Origin of the sequence: Klebsiella sp. JN_Kp126 (assembly GCF_033843325.1) — a bacterium.
Classification (GTDB): domain Bacteria; phylum Pseudomonadota; class Gammaproteobacteria; order Enterobacterales; family Enterobacteriaceae; genus Klebsiella; species Klebsiella michiganensis.
Genome location: NZ_JAWXQV010000041.1, coordinates 63089 through 80762, shown reverse-complemented (window position 1 = coordinate 80762; position 17674 = coordinate 63089). Strand labels below are relative to the sequence as shown.

The window sequence follows — 17674 nt, the reverse complement described above, 5'->3', positions numbered from 1 at the left end:
TCACCCCGCCAGGTCCAGAATTCGTACAACAAGCTGCGAGAAGCTCATCCCTGCCTGACGCGCCGCCATGGGCACCAGGCTATGACTGGTCATGCCAGGCGAGGTGTTTGCTTCCAGCAGATAAAACTGGCCATCGCTGTCCAGCATCACATCAATTCGCCCCCAGCCGTAACAGCCAAGACTATCCCAGGCTTTTTGCACCAGAGCCTGGATTTCTGCCTCGCGCGCGGAATCTTCCAGGCCAGGGCAGAAATATTGCGTTTCATCAGAGAGATACTTTGCTTCATAATCATAGAAGGTTCCAGCCGCCTGGATACGTATTGACGGTAAAATTTCTTCTCCGACGATAGCGACGGTAAATTCCGGCCCACTGAGCCATTTTTCAATCAGAACTTCGTCATCATGCTGAAAAGCCAGCGCCAATGCATTTTGTAATGCACAACTTTCGCTGACTTTGGACATACCGACGCTGGAGCCTTCGCGACTGGGTTTAACAATCAACGGCAGTCCGAGGGCGGAAATCTGCTGTTCTACCTCAGCGGAAAGCCCCGCGGTAAACTGTTTACGCGTTAGCGCAACCCACGGCGCAACCGGCAGCCCGGCGCCCTGCCACAGCAGTTTGCTGCGCAGCTTATCCATTGAGATAGCGGAAGCCATCACGCCGCTGCCGGTATAGGGGAGTTGAATCAGCTCCAGCAGACCCTGCAACGTACCATCTTCACCGCCGCGACCGTGCAAGGCAATAAACGCTTTCTGAAAACCCATATTTTTCAATTGGGTAATGTCCACGTCGCGCGGGTCGACCGGGTGCGCATCGACCCCGGCTTCACGCAGGCCGGCGAGCACCGCCGAACCTGAATTGAGAGAGACTTCACGTTCAGCGGAGGTTCCGCCAAAGAGGACCGCGATTTTATCAGCCATGGCGCTCCTCCTGCGATTTTTGCGGCTGCAATTTGATTTCCGCCAGGTGACGGGCGATTTTACCGATATTTCCCGCCCCCTGAACCAGCACCAGATCGTTGCCGGTCAATACTGAAGCCAGCATCTCTGCCGCCTGCGCCGGGTCGGAAACCAGAATCGGGTCGACTTTACCGCGGCCGCGAATCGTACGGCACAGCGAGCGGCTGTCGGCGCCAGGAATAGCGGCTTCGCCCGCGGAATAAACGTCCAGCATCAGTAGCGCGTCAACCTGGGTCAGCACGTTGGCGAAATCATCGTACAGATCGCGTGTACGGGTAAAACGGTGCGGCTGAAACAGCATCACCAGGTTTTTATCCGGCCAGCCCGCCCGCGCCGCTTTGATGGTGGCATCTACTTCCGTAGGATGATGACCATAATCATCGATCAGCATCGCGGTACCCTCTTTACCGTTAACTTCAGCTAAGGGGTATTCGCCAAGGAAATCAAAGCGACGGCCGGTGCCCTGGAAGCTTTCCAGCGCGCGCAAAATAGCGTCATCATCAATGCCCTCTTCCGTGGCAACGGCCACCGCCGCCGCCGCGTTCAGCGCGTTGTGGCGACCCGGTGCGTTCAGCGTTACCTGAATGACCTCTTTATCCTGGCGAACCAGACGGAAATGGCCCTGAGCGCCAACCTGACGATACTCTTCCACGCGAACGTCGGCATCATCGCTAAATCCGTAGGTGGTGAGCTGGCGGCCAACGCGCGGCAGCAGTTCACGAATCACCGGATCGTCCACGCACATCACCGCGCGTCCGTAGAACGGCAGATTGTGCAGGAAGTTAATAAACGTCTGCTTCAGGTTTTCGAAGTCGCCGTGGTAGGTATCCATATGATCGGCTTCGATATTGGTCACGATAGCGACCATCGGCTGTAAATGCAGGAACGAGGCGTCGCTTTCGTCCGCTTCGGCAATCAGGTAACGACTATGGCCAAGGCGCGCGTGCACGCCAGCGGCTTTGACCAGACCACCGTTCACGAAAGTAGGATCCAGCCCGGCTTCAGCGTAAATGCTCGAGACCATCGCCGTGGTTGTGGTCTTTCCGTGCGTGCCGGCAATGGCAATGCCGTGGCGAAAACGCATCAGCTCCGCCAGCATCTCGGCGCGGCGAATAACCGGAATACGCGCTTCGTGGGCGGCGACGATTTCCGGGTTATCCGCAGAAATCGCGCTGGAAACCACGACAACGCTCGCATCGCGCACGTTTTCAGGGCGATGGTTGAAATAAATCGTGGCGCCAAGCTGAGTCAACTGCTGGGTCACCGGATTCGGCGCCAGGTCGGAGCCGCTAATCTGATAACCTTCGTTGGCCAGAACTTCGGCAATACCGCCCATGCCGGCACCGCCAATGCCAACAAAGTGAATGTGCCGGACGCGACGCATCTCGGGCACGATAGAACGCAGTTTTGCCAGATCTTGTGTATTCATTCTTTACGCCATCAACTTCTTTATTCGGACGGTGATCATCACCGCGATTAACGCGCCAGTGCTGCGGCGCTCACTTCTTCTGCTACCCGTTCGGTCGCGTCCGGAATCGAGGCTCTGCGCGCTCGCTCCGCCATATCCAGCAGCGTCTCGCGATCCCAACCCGCCAGAGTTTGCGCGACGGCCTCCACGGTAAACTGCGGCTGCTCAAGGATCTTCGCTGCCCCGGCCTTCTCTAACGGCAGCGCATTCCAGTACTGCTGACGATCTTTGTGCTGAAAAGGCACAAACAGCGCCGGTAAACCCGCGGCGGCAATTTCGCTCACCGTCAGCGCCCCGGAACGACATACGACAACATCGGCCCAGGCATAAGCCGCCGCCATGTCGTCAATAAATTCGGTGACTTTGTGCTGCGGCTGGCCGGCGTCGGAATAGGCCTGCTGTACGCTCTCCTGGCCCCCTTTACCGCTCTGGTGCCAGATGGTGACAGCAGAACCCAGCTTCGCCGCCACCTGCGGCATCGTCTGATTGAGCACGCGCGCGCCCTGCGAGCCGCCGACGACCAATACGCGAATCGGCCCCTGACGCCCGACTAACCGCTGTTCCGGCAGCGGCAGCGCCAGCACATCGGTACGAACCGGGTTGCCAACAACGTCGGCATGCGGGAAAGCGCCGGGAAATGCCTGCATGACCTTTTTGGCAATTTTCGCCAGCCATTTATTCGTCAGGCCGGCAATCCCGTTCTGTTCATGCAGGACAACCGGGATCCCCAGCGACCATGCCGCCAGACCGCCGGGTCCGGAAACATAGCCGCCCATGCCCAGCACCACGTCCGGCTGAAAACGCTGCATAATCGCTCGCGCCTGACGCCAGGCGTTGAAAATACGCACCGGCGCCAGCATCTGCGCCTTCAGGCCCTTGCCGCGCAGGCCGGATATCTGAATGAAATCAATTTCAATGCCGTGCTTCGGCACTAAATCCGCTTCCATACGATCCGCGGTACCCAGCCAGCGGACCTGCCAGCCCTGGTCCATTAAATGGTGCGCAACCGCCAGTCCCGGGAACACGTGTCCGCCGGTACCGCCTGCCATCACCATTAAGCGCTTTTCCTGACCGCTCATCGAACACCCCGTGTAAACGCCTGGGCTTTTTCCAGACGCGTTTCATAATCAATTCGTAACAGCAACATGATCGCCGTCGACATAATCAGCAGGCTCGAACCGCCGTAACTGATCAGCGGCAGCGTCAGGCCTTTGGTTGGCAGCATCCCCGCCGCCGCGCCGACGTTAACCAGCGCCTGAAAGCTAAACCAGATCCCAATGGCGCAGGCCAGAAATCCGGAGAAACGGTGGTCAATCTCCAGCGCTTTGCGGCCAATGGACATGGCGCGAAAAGCGACGAAGAATACCATTAAAAGTGCGAGTACCACACCGATATAACCGAGCTCTTCACCGATAATGGCGAAGATGAAATCGGTGTGCGCCTCGGGCAAATACTCCAGCTTCTGGACCGAATTGCCCAGGCCCTGCCCCCACATTTCGCCGCGACCAAAGGCCATCAGCGACTGGGTTAGCTGGTAGCCGCTGCCGAACGGATCTTCCCACGGGTTCCAGAAAGAGGTCACGCGGCGGATACGGTACGGTTCAGCCAGAATAAGCAGTACGACCGCCGAAAGCCCCATCCCGATAATGGCGATGAACTGCCACAGCTTGGCTCCCGCCAGGAACAGCATGGCCAGGGTGGTCACAAACAGCACGACGACGGTACCGAGGTCAGGCTGCGCCAGCAGTAAAATCGCCAGTACGAAAATCACGCCCATCGGCTTTAAGAAGCCGCGCAGGTTGTTACGCACTTCGTCGCCTTTACGCACGAGGTAGTTGGCGATGTAGCAGAACAGCGACAGCTTGGTAAACTCCGCAGGCTGGATACGCAGCGGCCCCAGCGCAATCCAGCGCGACGCCCCGTTAACCGAGCTACCGACCACCAGAACAATCAGCAGCATGACGATAGAGGCGATAAGCATCGCGGTACTGTGGCGCTGCCAGAACTCCATCGGCAGGCGCAGCGTCACCATCGCCAGCCCTAGCGCCAGCAGAATGTATAAGCCATCGCGCTTGGCAAACAGAAACGGATCGTTCGCCAGACGCTGGCCTACCGGCATCGACGCCGAGGTCACCATAATGAAGCCGATTGCGGCCAGGCCAAAGGTCAGCCACAGCAGCATCCGGTCATACATCACCAGGCTATCAGTATCTTTTTGCCGCGAGCCCATCACCCAGCCTTTCAGCGCGGCGAACAGCCATGCGAAAATAAACATTCCCGGCAGACGCGGCAGTCTCAGCCGTGGCATTTTCAGGCGCGGGAGTGATAAACGCATCAACCTAACTCCTTCGCCAGGCGAGCAAAGATGTCGCCGCGTTGTTCAAAGTTTTTAAACTGATCGAGGCTGGCGCACGCGGGAGACAGCAGCACCATATCACCCGCGACAACCTGCGGCGCAATCTGGCGCATCGCCTGCTCCATGGTTTCCGTTTGCACGGCGACGTCCGGGCGAAGGGCCGCCAGCTGCGCGCCGTCGCGGCCGAAGCAGTACAGGCGAACGTTGTCGCCGGTCAGGTAACGGCTTAACGGCGTGAAATCAGCGGATTTCCCATCGCCGCCCAGCAGCAGATAGAGCGTTCCATCAAGATGCAACCCATTGAGCGCCGCTTCGGTACTGCCGACGTTGGTGGCTTTAGAATCGTTGATCCAGCGCACGCCGTTGCGCTCCAGCACCAGTTGGAAACGATGCGCCAGCCCGGTGAATGTGGTCAGCGCTTTCAGGCTACTGGCGCGCGGCAGACCCGCCGCGTCCGCCAGAGCCAGGGCCGCAAGCGCGTTACTGTAGTTATGCTGGCCGCTAATCTTCATCTCTTTGACGTTGAGCACTTTCTCGCCTTTGACGCGCAGCCAGGTTTCTCCCTGCTGGCGGTTCAGGTGATAGTCGCCAACGTCAACGCCGAAGCTGATGCAGCGATCGTCAGCGCCGCGTACCGGCATGGTTAACGCATCGTCGGCATTAACGATACAGGCCCGGGCGTTCTCATAAACGCGCAGTTTGGCGGCGCGGTACTGCTGAAGCCCCAGCGGATAGCGGTCCATATGATCTTCGGTGACGTTAAGGATCGTCGCCGCGGCCGCCCGCAGGCTGGAGGTGGTTTCCAGCTGGAAGCTGGAAAGCTCCAGGACATAGAGTTCGCGCTCAGGATCCAGCAGCATCAGCGCCGGCAGGCCAATATTGCCCCCGACGCCAACGTTCAACCCCGCCGCTTTCGCCATTTCTCCCACAAGGGAAGTCACGGTGCTTTTACCGTTGGAACCGGTGATCGCAATAATCGGCGCCTGCGCCTCGCGGCAGAACAGTTCAATATCGCCGACTATTTCTACCCCCGCATCCGCCGCGGCGCTCAGGGAAGGATGCGCCAACGCGATGCCAGGGCTGGCGACAATCAGGTCCGCCGTCAACAGCCAGTCTTCGTTCAGACCGCCGACATAGCGCTCAACGGCTTCCGGCAGCTTGTCCAGCCCCGCCGGCGCAACGCGGGTATCCATCACCCGCGGCGTCACGCCGCGAGCCATGAAAAAGTCCACGCATGACAGGCCGGTCATACCCAGCCCAATAATGACGACTTTTTTACCCTGATAATCTGCCATGATTAACGTACCTTCAGCGTCGCCAGGCCAATCAGCACCAGCATCAGCGAAATAATCCAGAAACGCACGATAACGCGCGGTTCCGGCCAGCCTTTCAGTTCATAGTGATGGTGAATCGGCGCCATGCGGAAGATGCGCTGACCGCGCAGCTTGAAGGAGCCGACCTGCAGAATCACCGAGAGCGTTTCCACCACAAATACGCCGCCCATAATCACCAGCAGGAATTCCTGGCGCAGCAGCACGGCGATAATCCCCAGCGCGCCGCCGAGAGCCAGCGAACCCACATCGCCCATAAAGACCTGTGCCGGATAGGTGTTAAACCACAGGAAGCCCAGGCCCGCGCCGACAATCGCCGTACAGACGATCACCAGTTCACCGGCGTGACGCAAATAAGGGATATGCAGGTAGTTGGCGAAATTCATGTTCCCGGTCGCCCAGGCAACCAGCGCGAAGCCGGCGGCAACGAATACGGTTGGCATAATCGCCAGCCCATCAAGGCCGTCGGTCAGGTTGACCGCATTACCGGTCCCGACGATAACAAAATAGGCCAGCAGGACGTAGAACAGGCCCAGCTGCGGCATCACGTCTTTAAAGAACGGCACCACCAGCTGAGTCGCCGGCGTATCTTTACCCGCCATATACAGCGCAAAGGCGACGCCCAGCGCAATCACCGACATCCAGAAGTATTTCCAGCGAGCAATCAGGCCCTTGGTATCTTTGCGAACCACCTTACGGTAGTCATCAACGAAGCCGATGATGCCGTAGCCCACCAGTACCGTCAGCACGCACCAGACGTAGGGGTTAGATGGATAGGCCCACAGCAGAACGGAGACAACAATGGCGGTCAGGATCATGATCCCGCCCATAGTCGGCGTACCGCGCTTACTAAAGTGAGATTCCGGGCCATCGTTACGTACAACCTGGCCAAAGGAGAGTTTTTGCAGACGGGCGATCATGCGCGGGCCCATCCACAGAGAGATGAACAGCGCGGTCAGCAGGCTGACAATGGCGCGAAACGTCAGGTAGGAAAAGACGTTAAAGCCTGAATAATATTTGACCAAATGTTCGGCCAGCCATACTAACATGTTCCGTTCTCCTGTAATGCGCGTACTACCACTTCCATGGCGGCACTACGTGAACCCTTCACTAAAATGGTCATAATTTTATGTTCTGCGGTGAGCTCGCGCAGGCGGGTCACCAGCGCGGCCTTCTCGCTAAAATGTTCGCCAACGCCGCTGGCGCCGCTGATCTCTGCGCTCAACGTACCGACGCTCAGTACGCGATCGAGCCCGGCCGCTTTTGCCGCTTCGCCCACCTGACGATGGCACGCCTGGCTTTCCGCGCCGAGTTCGGCCATATCGCCAACGACCAGTACCCGGTAGCCCGGCATCTCAGACAGCACCTGTACCGCAGCGGTCAGCGAGCCGACGTTGGCGTTATAGGAATCATCCAGCAGCAGCTGGCTGTCGGTCAGCTGAATCGGGAATAGCCGCCCCGGTACCGCTTTCAGATCTTTCAGACCCGCTTTGATCGCCTCATGCGTCGCCCCCACCGCCATTGACAGCGCCGCGGCAGCCAGCGCGTTGGCGATGTTATGGCGCCCCGGCAGCGGTAGCAGTACATCAATGCTGCCCGTTGGGGTCTGCAGAGTAAATTCAGTCCCGTGCGAGGTCACATGAACGTTGGTTGCCGTGAAATCGCTGTGGGCGGCGTTCGGCGAAAAACGCCAGGTTTTACGCTCGCCAATCACGCTTTGCCAGTTCAGCCAGTCATTATTGTCGGCGTTCATAATCGCGATGCCGTTGAGCGGCAGACCGGTGTAAATTTCGCCCTTGGCTTTCGCCACGCCTTCCAGAGAGCCAAAGCCTTCCAGGTGCGCGGCGGCCAGGTTATTCACTAACGCGGCTTCGGGACGGGTCAGGCTAACTGTCCAGGCAATTTCCCCCTGGTGATTAGCGCCTAACTCGATGACCGCGTAGTCATGTTCTTTGGTGAGACGCAGCAGCGTCATCGGCACGCCGATATCGTTGTTCAGGTTACCTGCGGTATACAGCGTATTGCCGCACTGGCTCAGAATCGCCGCGGTCATCTCTTTAACCGAGGTTTTTCCGGAAGATCCGGTCAGCGCGACCACGCGCGCCGGCACCTGCTGACGCACCCACGCGGCCAGTTCGCCAAACGCCAGACGCGTATCCTTCACCACCACCTGCGGTAGATCGCAGGCCAGCTGACGGCTGACCAACAGTGCGCCCGCGCCGGCAGCTTTCGCCTGTTCGGCAAAGTCATGCGCATCAAAGCGCTCGCCTTTTAGCGCCACGAACAGGCAGCCCGCCGTGATTTTACGGGTATCGGAGGTGACGTCATCAATCGCCACATCGCGGCCGTGCAGCTCGCCATGCGTGATGCCGGCGAGCTGGCTGAGAGTCAAGCGAATCATGCTACCGCCCCCAGCAGACGCGCTACGGTGACGCGGTCAGAGTAATCGAGTCGGCGATTGCCGACGATTTGATAGTCCTCGTGGCCTTTGCCCGCCACCAGAACGACGTCGTTTTCTTTCGCCTGCATCACCGCATTAGTGACCGCTTCCGCACGACCTTCCACCGCCCTGGCATGGCCCGCGTCCAGCATGCCGGCCAGAATGTCGTTGATAATCGCCCGCGGCTCTTCGGTGCGCGGGTTGTCGTCGGTGACAACCACGATATCGGCAAACTCTTCGGCGATAGCGCCCATCAGCGGACGCTTGCCTTTGTCGCGATCCCCGCCGCAGCCAAATACGCACCACAGTTTACCGCGACAGTGCAGACGCGCCGCCTGCAGCGCTTTTTCCAGCGCATCAGGCGTGTGGGCGTAATCAACGACCACGGTCGGTTTACCCGGCGCGGCGAACACTTCCATACGCCCGCATACCGGCTGCAGGCGCGCGGCGGTTTTCAGCAGATCGGCAAGCGGATAGCCCAGCGCCAGCAGGGTGGCTAAGGCCAGCAGCAGATTGCTGACGTTAAAGGCGCCCATCAGGCGGCTTTCGATCTCGCCGTTCCCCCAGCTGGAGGCAAACTGAATGGTGGCGCCGCTATCGTGATAGCTCACGGCGGTCGCTTTGAGCCAGCGACCCCGGCAGTTCGGGTTAATGTGATCTTCCATCGATACGGCAACCGCATCCGGCAGTTTCGCCAGCCAGCGGCGACCGACTTCATCGTCCGCATTAACAATCGCCTGCCCGCAATGGTGGGTTGAGTAGAGCAGCCATTTCGCCGCTTCGTAATGTTCCATATCACCGTGGTAATCGAGGTGATCGCGGCTCAGGTTGGTGAAGACCGAGGCGGCAAACTGCAGCGCGGCTACGCGATGCTGCACCAGCCCGTGGGAAGAGACTTCCATCGCGGCGAACGTCGCCCCCTGCCCTGCCAGGCCAGAGAGTACGTGTTGAACATCAACGGCCGAACCGGTGGTGTTTTCCGTTGGGATAACTTTCTCCAGCAGGCCATTGCCTACGGTTCCCATTACCGCGCTGGTTTCCCCCAGCAGCTGCGCCCACTGCGCCAGCAGCTGTGTCGTGGTGGTCTTGCCGTTAGTCCCGGTGACGCCCACCAGGCGCAGTTGTTCCGAAGGCTGATGGTAAAAACGCCCGGCCAGCGCGGATAAGCGCTCGTTGAGTTGGCTCAGATAGATAACCGGCACACCGTGCATTTCACGGATTTCGCCGTCATGGGCCTCATCTTTGGCCTCAGCAATAATGGCAGCAACACCTTGCGCTATCGCCTGCGGGATATAACGACGCCCGTCCGCCTGATGACCTAAAACCGCGACAAAAAGATCGCCAGAAGCAGCCACCCGGCTGTCCAGCGTCATTTCTCGCAGAATTCGCTCCGGCGCATTTGGCACCCACGGAGCGAGAAGGTCGCGCAAATTACGATCTGCCACCTGTTCCCTCGCCTTGATTAATCACTAATTCACTTTTTTCAGCCGTTGCCAGCGCATCCGGTTCAATGTTCATGGTGCGCAGTACGCCGCCCATGATGGCACCGAAGACCGGCGCGGAAACGGCGCCGCCGTAGTATTTACCCGCCTGCGGATCGTTGATCACCACCACCAGCGCAAAGCGCGGATGGCTGGCGGGCGCAACGCCTGCGGTGTAAGCAATGTATTTGTTGATGTAGCGGCCGTCGGGCCCTACTTTTTTCGCCGTACCGGTTTTAATGGCGATGCGATAGCCTTTGATCGCCGCCTTCACGCCGCCGCCGCCGGGCAGCGCCACGCTTTCCATCATATGAACAACGGTACGAACGAGTGATTCCGGGAAGACGCGCTCGCCCGGAACCGGTGGATCAACTTTGGTAATCGACAGCGGGCGATATATGCCGTAGCTGCCGATCGTTGCGTAGACTCGCGCTAACTGTAACGGGGTTACCATTAGCCCATAGCCGAAAGAAAAGGTGGCCCTCTCTATGTCAGACCACCGTTGTTTTTGAGGGTATAAGCCACTGCGTTCTCCGACCAACCCCAAATTGGTCGCTTTTCCGAGTCCAAAACGTGAGTAAGTATCTACTAACGCTGAGGACGGCATCGCTAACGCCAGCTTAGAAACACCGACGTTACTCGACTTCTGTAGTACCCCGGTCAGGGTCAATTCGCTGTAGCGCGCCACGTCTTTGATTTCGTGGCCGTTAATTCGATAGGGAATGGTGTTCAGTACGGTATTTTCGTTAACAATGCCGCGCTGAAGCGCCGTCATCACCACCATCGGCTTCACCGTTGAGCCCGGCTCAAACACGTCGGTAATGGCGCGGTTACGCATCGTATCTTTGGAGGTACCCGCGAAATTATTCGGGTTGTACGACGGGCTGTTGGCCATCGCCAGCACTTCGCCGGTGTTAACGTCGACCAGAACCGCGGTACCTGACTCCGCTTTGTTGAATGCCACCGCATTATTCAGCTCGCGATACACCAGCGCCTGCAGGCGTTCGTCAATGCTCAGCGCCAGGTTATGCGCGGCCTGGCTATCGGTGGACGAAATATCTTCGATTACCCGACCATAGCGGTCTTTACGCACGATACGCTCGCCGGGCTGGCCGGTAAGCCACTTATCAAAGCTCTTCTCTACGCCCTCAATCCCCTGGCTATCGACGTTAGTGAAGCCAATGAGGTGAGCGGTTACTTCGCCAGACGGATAGTAGCGGCGGGACTCTTCCCGCAGATGAATCCCCGGCAGCTTCAATTTACGGATGTAGTCGGCCATATCAGGGTTCACCTGACGCGCCAGATAGATAAAACGCATCCGTGGATTGGTATTGATGCGCGATGCCAGCTGATCCAGCGGCATATTCAGCGCATCGGCCAGCGCCTTCCAGCGGTTGTCCAGGGTCACGCCCCCGGCTTCATGCAGCTCTTTCGGGTCAGCCCAGATAGCTTTTACCGGCACGCTCACCGCCAGCGGGCGGCCGGAACGATCGGTTATCATTCCGCGCGCGGTAGAGACTTCCTGCACGCGCAGAGAACGCATATCGCCCTGGCGTACCAGCATGTCCGGGCTAATCACCTGTAGCCAGGCCACGCGGCCCAGCAGGAAGCCCAGCGCCAGCAGAATACAGCCGCACAGCAACGCAAAACGCCAACTGATAAAGTTGGCCTGTTCTTCCTGACGTTTTGCTTTTGGCGTTTTCGGCGCTGCTTTCATGCGTCGCAATAATCCTTATTTCTGTACAACGATATTTTCTTGTGATGGATCGACGTGCTGCATCTGCAGCTTCTCGGTCGCGATCCGCTCAACCCGACTGTGATCGCCGAGAGCATTTTCTTCGAGGATCAGGTTGCGCCATTCAATATCCAGCGCGTCGCGTTCCAGCACCAGCTGTTCGCGCTGCGCGGTTAAGAGGCGAGTATGGTGCGCCGTTGTCACCACCGTAATCGCCGTAATAATGATGCAAATGAACAGGCAGAGTGGCAGCTTCCCAAACCGCAGGAGGTCGTCTCCGATCACGCCAGGCAAAGCATGGCGCTCGTTGCTTCCTATCGACCCTTTCACCTTGCTTAGGGCTTCTGTCACTCTGCCGATCATGCGTTCGTCCTCTCTGCAATACGCAGAACTGAACTACGGGCACGAGGATTTTCAGCTACCTCTTTTTCGCCCGGCATCAACTTGCCTAATGCTCTTAGCTCACGGCCGCCCAGTTTTTTAAGCTGCTCTTCGGTCATCGGTAACCCTGCCGGAACCTGCGGACCGCGGCTTTGCTCGCGCATAAAGCGCTTCACAATACGGTCTTCCAGCGAGTGGAAACTGATGATTGAGAGCCGCCCGCCCGGGGCCAGCACGCTGAGCGAGCTTTTTAGCGCCTGCTCTATCTCCTCCAGTTCACTGTTCACCCAAATGCGCACCGCCTGGAAGGTACGGGTCGCGGGATGTTTGAATTTATCTTTCACCGGCGTCGCCGCCGCAACGACCTCCGCCAGCTCTTTGGTACGCGTCATCGGTTCCACGCGGTTGCGTTCGACGATGGCGCGGGCAATGCGTTTACCAAAGCGCTCTTCGCCGAAGGTTTTGATGACCCAGGCGATATCGGCTTCGTCGGCGGTTTGTAGCCATTCAGCGGCTGACTGGCCGCGCGTCGGATCCATGCGCATATCCAGCGGACCATCGCGCATAAAAGAGAAGCCACGTTCAGCGTCATCCAGCTGCGGTGAAGAGACGCCAAGATCGAGCAGAATACCGTCGATCTTGCCGGTTAGATTGCGCTCGCCAACATAGTCGGCCAACTGAGAAAAAGGACCATGAACGATGGAAAAGCGGGGATCATCGATAGTTTTCGCGACGGCAATAGCCTGCGGGTCGCGATCGATCGCCAGCAGGCGTCCCTCCGCTCCCAGCTGGGAGAGAATCAGGCGCGAGTGACCGCCGCGGCCAAAGGTACCATCAATGTAGATACCGTCAGGACGAATATTCAGGCCGTTAACGGCTTCATCCAGAAGTACCGTAGTGTGTTTATAATTTTCCATCATTTTACAAAGACAAATCCTGCAGGCGCTCCGACAGTTCCCCGGAAGCGGACTGCTCAGCGTCGATATCTTCCTTGACCCGTTGATACCAGGTCGTTTCGTCCCACAGCTCAAACTTATTGAACTGCCCGACCAGCATCACTTCTTTTGTCAGCCCGGCGTGTTGCCGCAGCACCGGGGCGATTAATAGCCTCCCGGCGCTATCCATCTGACATTCGCTGGCATGTCCCAGAAGCAAACGCTGTACGCGCCGCTCGGTGGGGTTCATGCTCGATAAACGCGATAATTTTTGCTCGATGATTTCCCATTCAGGCAAAGGGTAAAGCAGCAGGCACGGGTGATGGATGTCAATGGTGCATACCAATTGACCGGAAGCGTTCTCGATCAGCCCGTCGCGGTAGCGCGTCGGTACGGCCAGACGGCCTTTACTGTCGAGATTGACTAACGTTGCCCCACGGAACATGCCAGCCTCACCCCTTTTCGCCACTTTACCCCACAAATTCCCACAAGAAGGAGTTTACGGAGCGGAGGAAAAGCTTGTCAAGCCAGCACGGATGCCAACAGAGCTCAAAAACCCATTATTTACAGCCGATATTCGCCCTGAGGAAAAATCAACCAACAAACGAGGCAAATTAACGTTATGAATATCGGTAAGAAAACAACCAACAAACTTGTAACAGTTAAAGCAGCAAAATATCTTCGAAGGGAAAATATAAAGTGTCAGTTTGCGACGCGAGCGGCATTTTAGGCCATTCTGATGACCGTTAACAGCACCAGTTTTCACAGGAGAGGCACTCTTACTGCGGGGTACAGCGCTTATCGCTACCATAATAGCGAGGAAATGAGTGTTAATTCAGCAACTCACCCGCTGAATGTAACAAAATAATACAAATAAATACGCTAATCCTTTTATGGGCTAATTAAACCGTGGAATAAATGGCACGAAGAATAAAATTAAAAGAGATGTCAGGAAGATTAAGGATTTGTCTGAAAGATCCTTAACCCTGCAATTTTTACGACATCTCAGCGCATTATCGCCAGACGCGTCTCCGTCTGGCGAATGCTCTACGAATAATCCTGGTCACGCGCTTAGCGGCGATTCAGGCTGCCGCGACGATAAAGATTGCGCCGGATACGGCTTAACCCTGGTTTCGGCTTACGCGGTTCATCAAGGCTGGCGAGCACGATCTCCAGCACGCGCTCCGCCACGTCGCGGTGGCGCTGGGCCACGGCTAAAACGGGACACTGGAGGAAATCCAGCAGTTCATTATCGCCAAAAGTGGCAATAGCCAGCTCGGAAGGCAGCTTCCCTTCCCGGCGCAGCGTGACGTCCATCACGCCCTGCAGTAGCGGAAACGAAGTCGTAAACAGCGCCTGAGGCATTGGATGCGTTTCCAGCCACTTTTCAAAGAGCTGCGCCGCGGCTTCGCGCTCGTAGCTGTTTGCATAGAGGAAATGCACCTCTCGCGGATCGTCCTTCCATGCCGTACGGAATCCCTGCTCGCGCAGGAAGCTCACCGAAAGTTCCGGCAGCGCGCCAAGGTACAGCACCGTTTCAGCCGGAAACTTACGCAATTCCGCACCGAGCATTTCAGCATCGTCCTGATCGGCGCCCACCACGCTGGTGAAGTGCTCTCGATCGAGCGCGCGGTCGAGCGCGACAATCGGGAACGGATCGTTAGCCCAGCGCTGATAGAACGGATGTTCAGGCGGTAATGAGGTGGAAACGATTATCGCGTCGACCTGACGCTGCAGCAGATGCTCAATGCAGCGCATTTCGTTATCCGGCTGATCCTCGGAGCAGGCGATCAATAGCTGATAGCCGCGCTGGCGCGCCTGACGCTCCAGGTAATTAGCGATGCGCGTATAGCTGGTGTTTTCCAGGTCCGGGATAACCAGACCAATGGACCGCGTACGTCCTGCACGCAAGCCTGCAGCAACCGCATTCGGATGATAGTTGTGCTCACGAACCACCGCCATCACCTTTTCAACAGTTTTATCGCTAACGCGATACTGCTTCGCTTTCCCATTAATCACATAGCTAGCGGTCGTTCGCGAGACACCGGCCAGCCGGGCGATTTCATCCAGTTTCACAATTGCCCCTTGGGTAATAAGTACAGAACATAACCATTCTTCAGGTATGGATTCGTTTTTATAACATCTAAGCGCAGAAAAGTAAGCGCAGCAACCGCTTTAGTCCACAGTTCCCACCGATTTCGCAAAAAAATAGCCCGACAGGCTGTGTCGGGCTATTTTTACGTCGGTTTCAGCGGCTCAGCGCATGATTTTGTCGCCGCGCGACAATCCGACTACGCCCGAGCGGGCGACTTCAACAATTCGCGCCACGTCGCGCAGCGAAGCCAAAAACGCATCCAGCTTATCGCTGGTTCCCGCCAGCTGAACGGTATAGATAGACGGCGTGACGTCGATAATTTGCCCACGGAAGATTTCCGTATTGCGCTTGACCTCATCGCGTCCATAGCCGCTGGCCTGGACCTTCACCAGCATAATTTCACGCTCAACGTGCGCGCCTTGTCCGAGCTCGTTAACGCGCAGCACGTCTACCAGCTTGTGCAGCTGCTTTTCTATCTGCTCAATCGCTTTCTCATCGCCAACGGTTTGAATCGTCATTCTGGATAACGTCGGATCGTCCGTCGGCGCTACCGTCAGGCTTTCAATATTATAACCGCGCTGTGAAAAGAGGCCGATCACGCGGGATAGCGCGCCCGATTCGTTCTCCAGTAATACTGATAATATCCGGCGCATAATCAGGTCCTCTCCGTTTTGCTCAGCCACATCTCGTCCATACCGCCGCCGCGAATCTGCATGGGGTATACATGCTCACTGCCGTCAACCGTTACATCAACGAAAACCAGTCGATTATTACGCACCTGCTCCAGCGCCTCAGCGAGCTTCGCTTCCAACTCCTGCGGGTCGCTGATACGAATCCCCACGTGGCCGTAGGCCTCCGCGACGCGAGCAAAATCAGGCAATGACTCCATATAGGATTGTGAATGACGGCCAGAGTAAAGCATATCCTGCCACTGCTTCACCATCCCGAGGTAGCGGTTATTGAGGTTCAGCACCAGCACCGGCAGCTCGTACTGCAGCGCGGTGGAGAGCTCCTGAATATTCATCTGGATGCTGCCATCGCCGGTCACGCAAATCACCGTTTCTTCCGGCAGCGCCATCTTCACGCCCAGCGCGGCGGGAAGGCCAAATCCCATCGTTCCCAGACCACCTGAGTTGATCCAGCGCCGCGGTTTGTCGAAAGGATAATAAAGCGCCGCGAACATCTGATGCTGACCCACATCGGACGTCACGTACGCATCGCCGTGCGTCAGCCGCCAGATGGTCTCAATTACCGCCTGCGGTTTAATCTTGCCGCTTTGCGTGTCGTACTGCAGGCAATGACGCGCGCGCCACTGCTCAATCTGCTGCCACCAGTCGCGGATTTCATCCAGCGGCTGCTGCGTCTCTTCATGGTCGAGCAGTTCCAGCATCTGTTCCAGTACCAGGCGGGCGTCGCCAACGATAGGCACGTCGGCAGGAACGGTCTTGGATATCGAAGTGGGATCGATATCAATATGCAGCACCGTCGCGTTCGGACAGTACCGGGCCAGATTATTCGTTGTACGATCGTCGAAGCGCACGCCGACGGCGAAAATCACGTCGGAATGGTGCATGGTCATATTGGCTTCATAGGTCCCATGCATGCCCAGCATCCCTAACGCCTGCTGGTGCGAGGCAGGGAAGGCGCCCAGCCCCATCAGCGAAGACGCCACCGGCAGCTTCAGTTTCTCAACCAGCGCGAACAGCTGCGGTTCACATTGCGCATTAATCGCCCCGCCACCGACGTAAACCACCGGTTTTTTGGCCGCCACCAGCGTCTGCAGCGCACGTTTAATCTGCCCTTTATGACCCGACGTCGTCGGATTATAAGAGCGCATGCTGACCGTATCTGGCCAGGCGTACGGCAGTTTTTTCGCCGGATTGAGAATATCTTTCGGTAGATCCACGACGACCGGGCCGGGACGCCCGCTGGCCGCCAGCCAGAACGCTTTTTTCAGCACGCCGGGAATATCTTCGGTTTGCTTAACCAGAAAGCTGTGTTTTACCACCGGTCGGGAGATCCCCACCATGTCGCACTCCTGGAAAGCATCGTAGCCAATTAAGGACGTCGCGACCTGGCCGGAAAGAATCACCAGCGGAATGGAATCCATATAAGCCGTCGCAATGCCGGTAATCGCGTTAGTCGCCCCCGGACCCGAGGTCACCAGGACTACCCCGACCTCGCCCGTTGCGCGCGCAAGGCCATCCGCCATATGCACGGCAGCTTGCTCATGGCGGACCAGTACGTGATCGATTCCGCCAAGGGTATGTAACGCATCATAGATATCGAGGACCGCGCCCCCGGGATAACCGAACACCTGCTTGACGCCCTGATCGACCAGCGACTGGACGACCATTTCGGCTCCTGACAACATCTCCATGGTTTGCCTCCCGGCTTATAGTTTTTAACGACAGCGGAATCCGATTTCCGCGCGCTCGCACAAGACGAAGCGCAAAAGCTTCGTCCTGAGGTGAATAGACTGCATGCCGTTA

15 protein-coding genes are annotated in these 17674 nt (G+C 57.5%); all 15 read right to left on the bottom strand.

The window, feature by feature from the left end; all coding sequences use genetic code 11:
* A complete protein-coding gene (locus tag SIK97_RS02355) occupies window positions 1-921 on the bottom strand; it encodes a D-alanine--D-alanine ligase (protein ID WP_032720383.1) in 921 nt (306 codons plus the stop codon).
* Entirely contained in the window at window positions 914-2389 is a 1476-nt protein-coding gene (gene murC / locus SIK97_RS02350) for a UDP-N-acetylmuramate--L-alanine ligase (RefSeq protein ID WP_014227921.1), read from the bottom strand. Before murC ends, SIK97_RS02355 begins: the two co-directional genes overlap by 8 nt.
* 47 nt (window positions 2390-2436) lie before the next feature.
* On the bottom strand, window positions 2437-3507 hold the full coding sequence (gene murG / locus SIK97_RS02345) for an undecaprenyldiphospho-muramoylpentapeptide beta-N-acetylglucosaminyltransferase (protein WP_014837405.1): 1071 nt from the start codon (window positions 3505-3507) through the stop codon (window positions 2437-2439).
* Complete coding sequence (ftsW, locus tag SIK97_RS02340) at window positions 3504-4763, bottom strand: cell division protein FtsW (RefSeq protein ID WP_004098587.1); 1260 nt, start codon at window positions 4761-4763, stop codon at window positions 3504-3506. The genes murG and ftsW overlap by 4 nt, the downstream gene beginning before the upstream one ends.
* The gene (gene murD / locus SIK97_RS02335) at window positions 4763-6079 is read right to left on the bottom strand and encodes a UDP-N-acetylmuramoyl-L-alanine--D-glutamate ligase (RefSeq protein WP_049102340.1); all 1317 of its coding nucleotides are present in this window, start codon (window positions 6077-6079) and stop codon (window positions 4763-4765) included. The genes ftsW and murD overlap by 1 nt, the downstream gene beginning before the upstream one ends.
* Before the next feature lie 2 nt (window positions 6080-6081).
* Window positions 6082-7164, bottom strand: coding sequence for a phospho-N-acetylmuramoyl-pentapeptide-transferase (gene mraY, locus SIK97_RS02330; protein ID WP_004098585.1), 1083 nt, complete (start codon window positions 7162-7164; stop codon window positions 6082-6084).
* Window positions 7158-8516 (bottom strand): UDP-N-acetylmuramoyl-tripeptide--D-alanyl-D-alanine ligase, encoded by a 1359-nt coding sequence (gene murF / locus SIK97_RS02325; RefSeq protein ID WP_032747978.1) that lies wholly within the window; start codon window positions 8514-8516, stop codon window positions 7158-7160. Before murF ends, mraY begins: the two co-directional genes overlap by 7 nt.
* Complete coding sequence (gene murE / locus SIK97_RS02320; RefSeq protein WP_071846144.1) at window positions 8513-10000, bottom strand: UDP-N-acetylmuramoyl-L-alanyl-D-glutamate--2,6-diaminopimelate ligase; 1488 nt, start codon at window positions 9998-10000, stop codon at window positions 8513-8515. Before murE ends, murF begins: the two co-directional genes overlap by 4 nt.
* Window positions 9987-11753, bottom strand: a complete 1767-nt coding sequence (locus SIK97_RS02315) for a peptidoglycan glycosyltransferase FtsI (protein WP_004098582.1) — start codon at window positions 11751-11753, stop codon at window positions 9987-9989. Before SIK97_RS02315 ends, murE begins: the two co-directional genes overlap by 14 nt.
* 15 nt (window positions 11754-11768) lie before the next feature.
* Window positions 11769-12134, bottom strand: a complete 366-nt coding sequence (gene ftsL, locus SIK97_RS02310; RefSeq protein ID WP_002888550.1) for a cell division protein FtsL — start codon at window positions 12132-12134, stop codon at window positions 11769-11771.
* Window positions 12131-13072 carry a 16S rRNA (cytosine(1402)-N(4))-methyltransferase RsmH gene (rsmH, locus tag SIK97_RS02305; RefSeq protein ID WP_004098579.1) on the bottom strand — a complete coding sequence of 314 codons (942 nt, stop codon included), beginning with the start codon at window positions 13070-13072 and terminating at the stop codon, window positions 12131-12133. Before rsmH ends, ftsL begins: the two co-directional genes overlap by 4 nt.
* 1 nt (window position 13073) lies before the next feature.
* Window positions 13074-13532: a division/cell wall cluster transcriptional repressor MraZ gene (gene mraZ / locus SIK97_RS02300; protein ID WP_009654608.1), complete on the bottom strand. Its 459-nt coding sequence runs from the start codon at window positions 13530-13532 to the stop codon at window positions 13074-13076.
* Window positions 13533-14158: 626 nt separating this feature from the next.
* A complete protein-coding gene (gene cra, locus SIK97_RS02295; RefSeq protein ID WP_004098577.1) occupies window positions 14159-15163 on the bottom strand; it encodes a catabolite repressor/activator in 1005 nt (334 codons plus the stop codon).
* 180 nt (window positions 15164-15343) lie between these two features.
* Window positions 15344-15835 carry an acetolactate synthase small subunit gene (gene ilvN, locus SIK97_RS02290; protein ID WP_004098573.1) on the bottom strand — a complete coding sequence of 164 codons (492 nt, stop codon included), beginning with the start codon at window positions 15833-15835 and terminating at the stop codon, window positions 15344-15346.
* Window positions 15836-15837: 2 nt separating this feature from the next.
* Complete coding sequence (ilvI, locus tag SIK97_RS02285; RefSeq protein WP_025106489.1) at window positions 15838-17562, bottom strand: acetolactate synthase 3 large subunit; 1725 nt, start codon at window positions 17560-17562, stop codon at window positions 15838-15840.
* Window positions 17563-17674 lie beyond the last annotated feature (112 nt).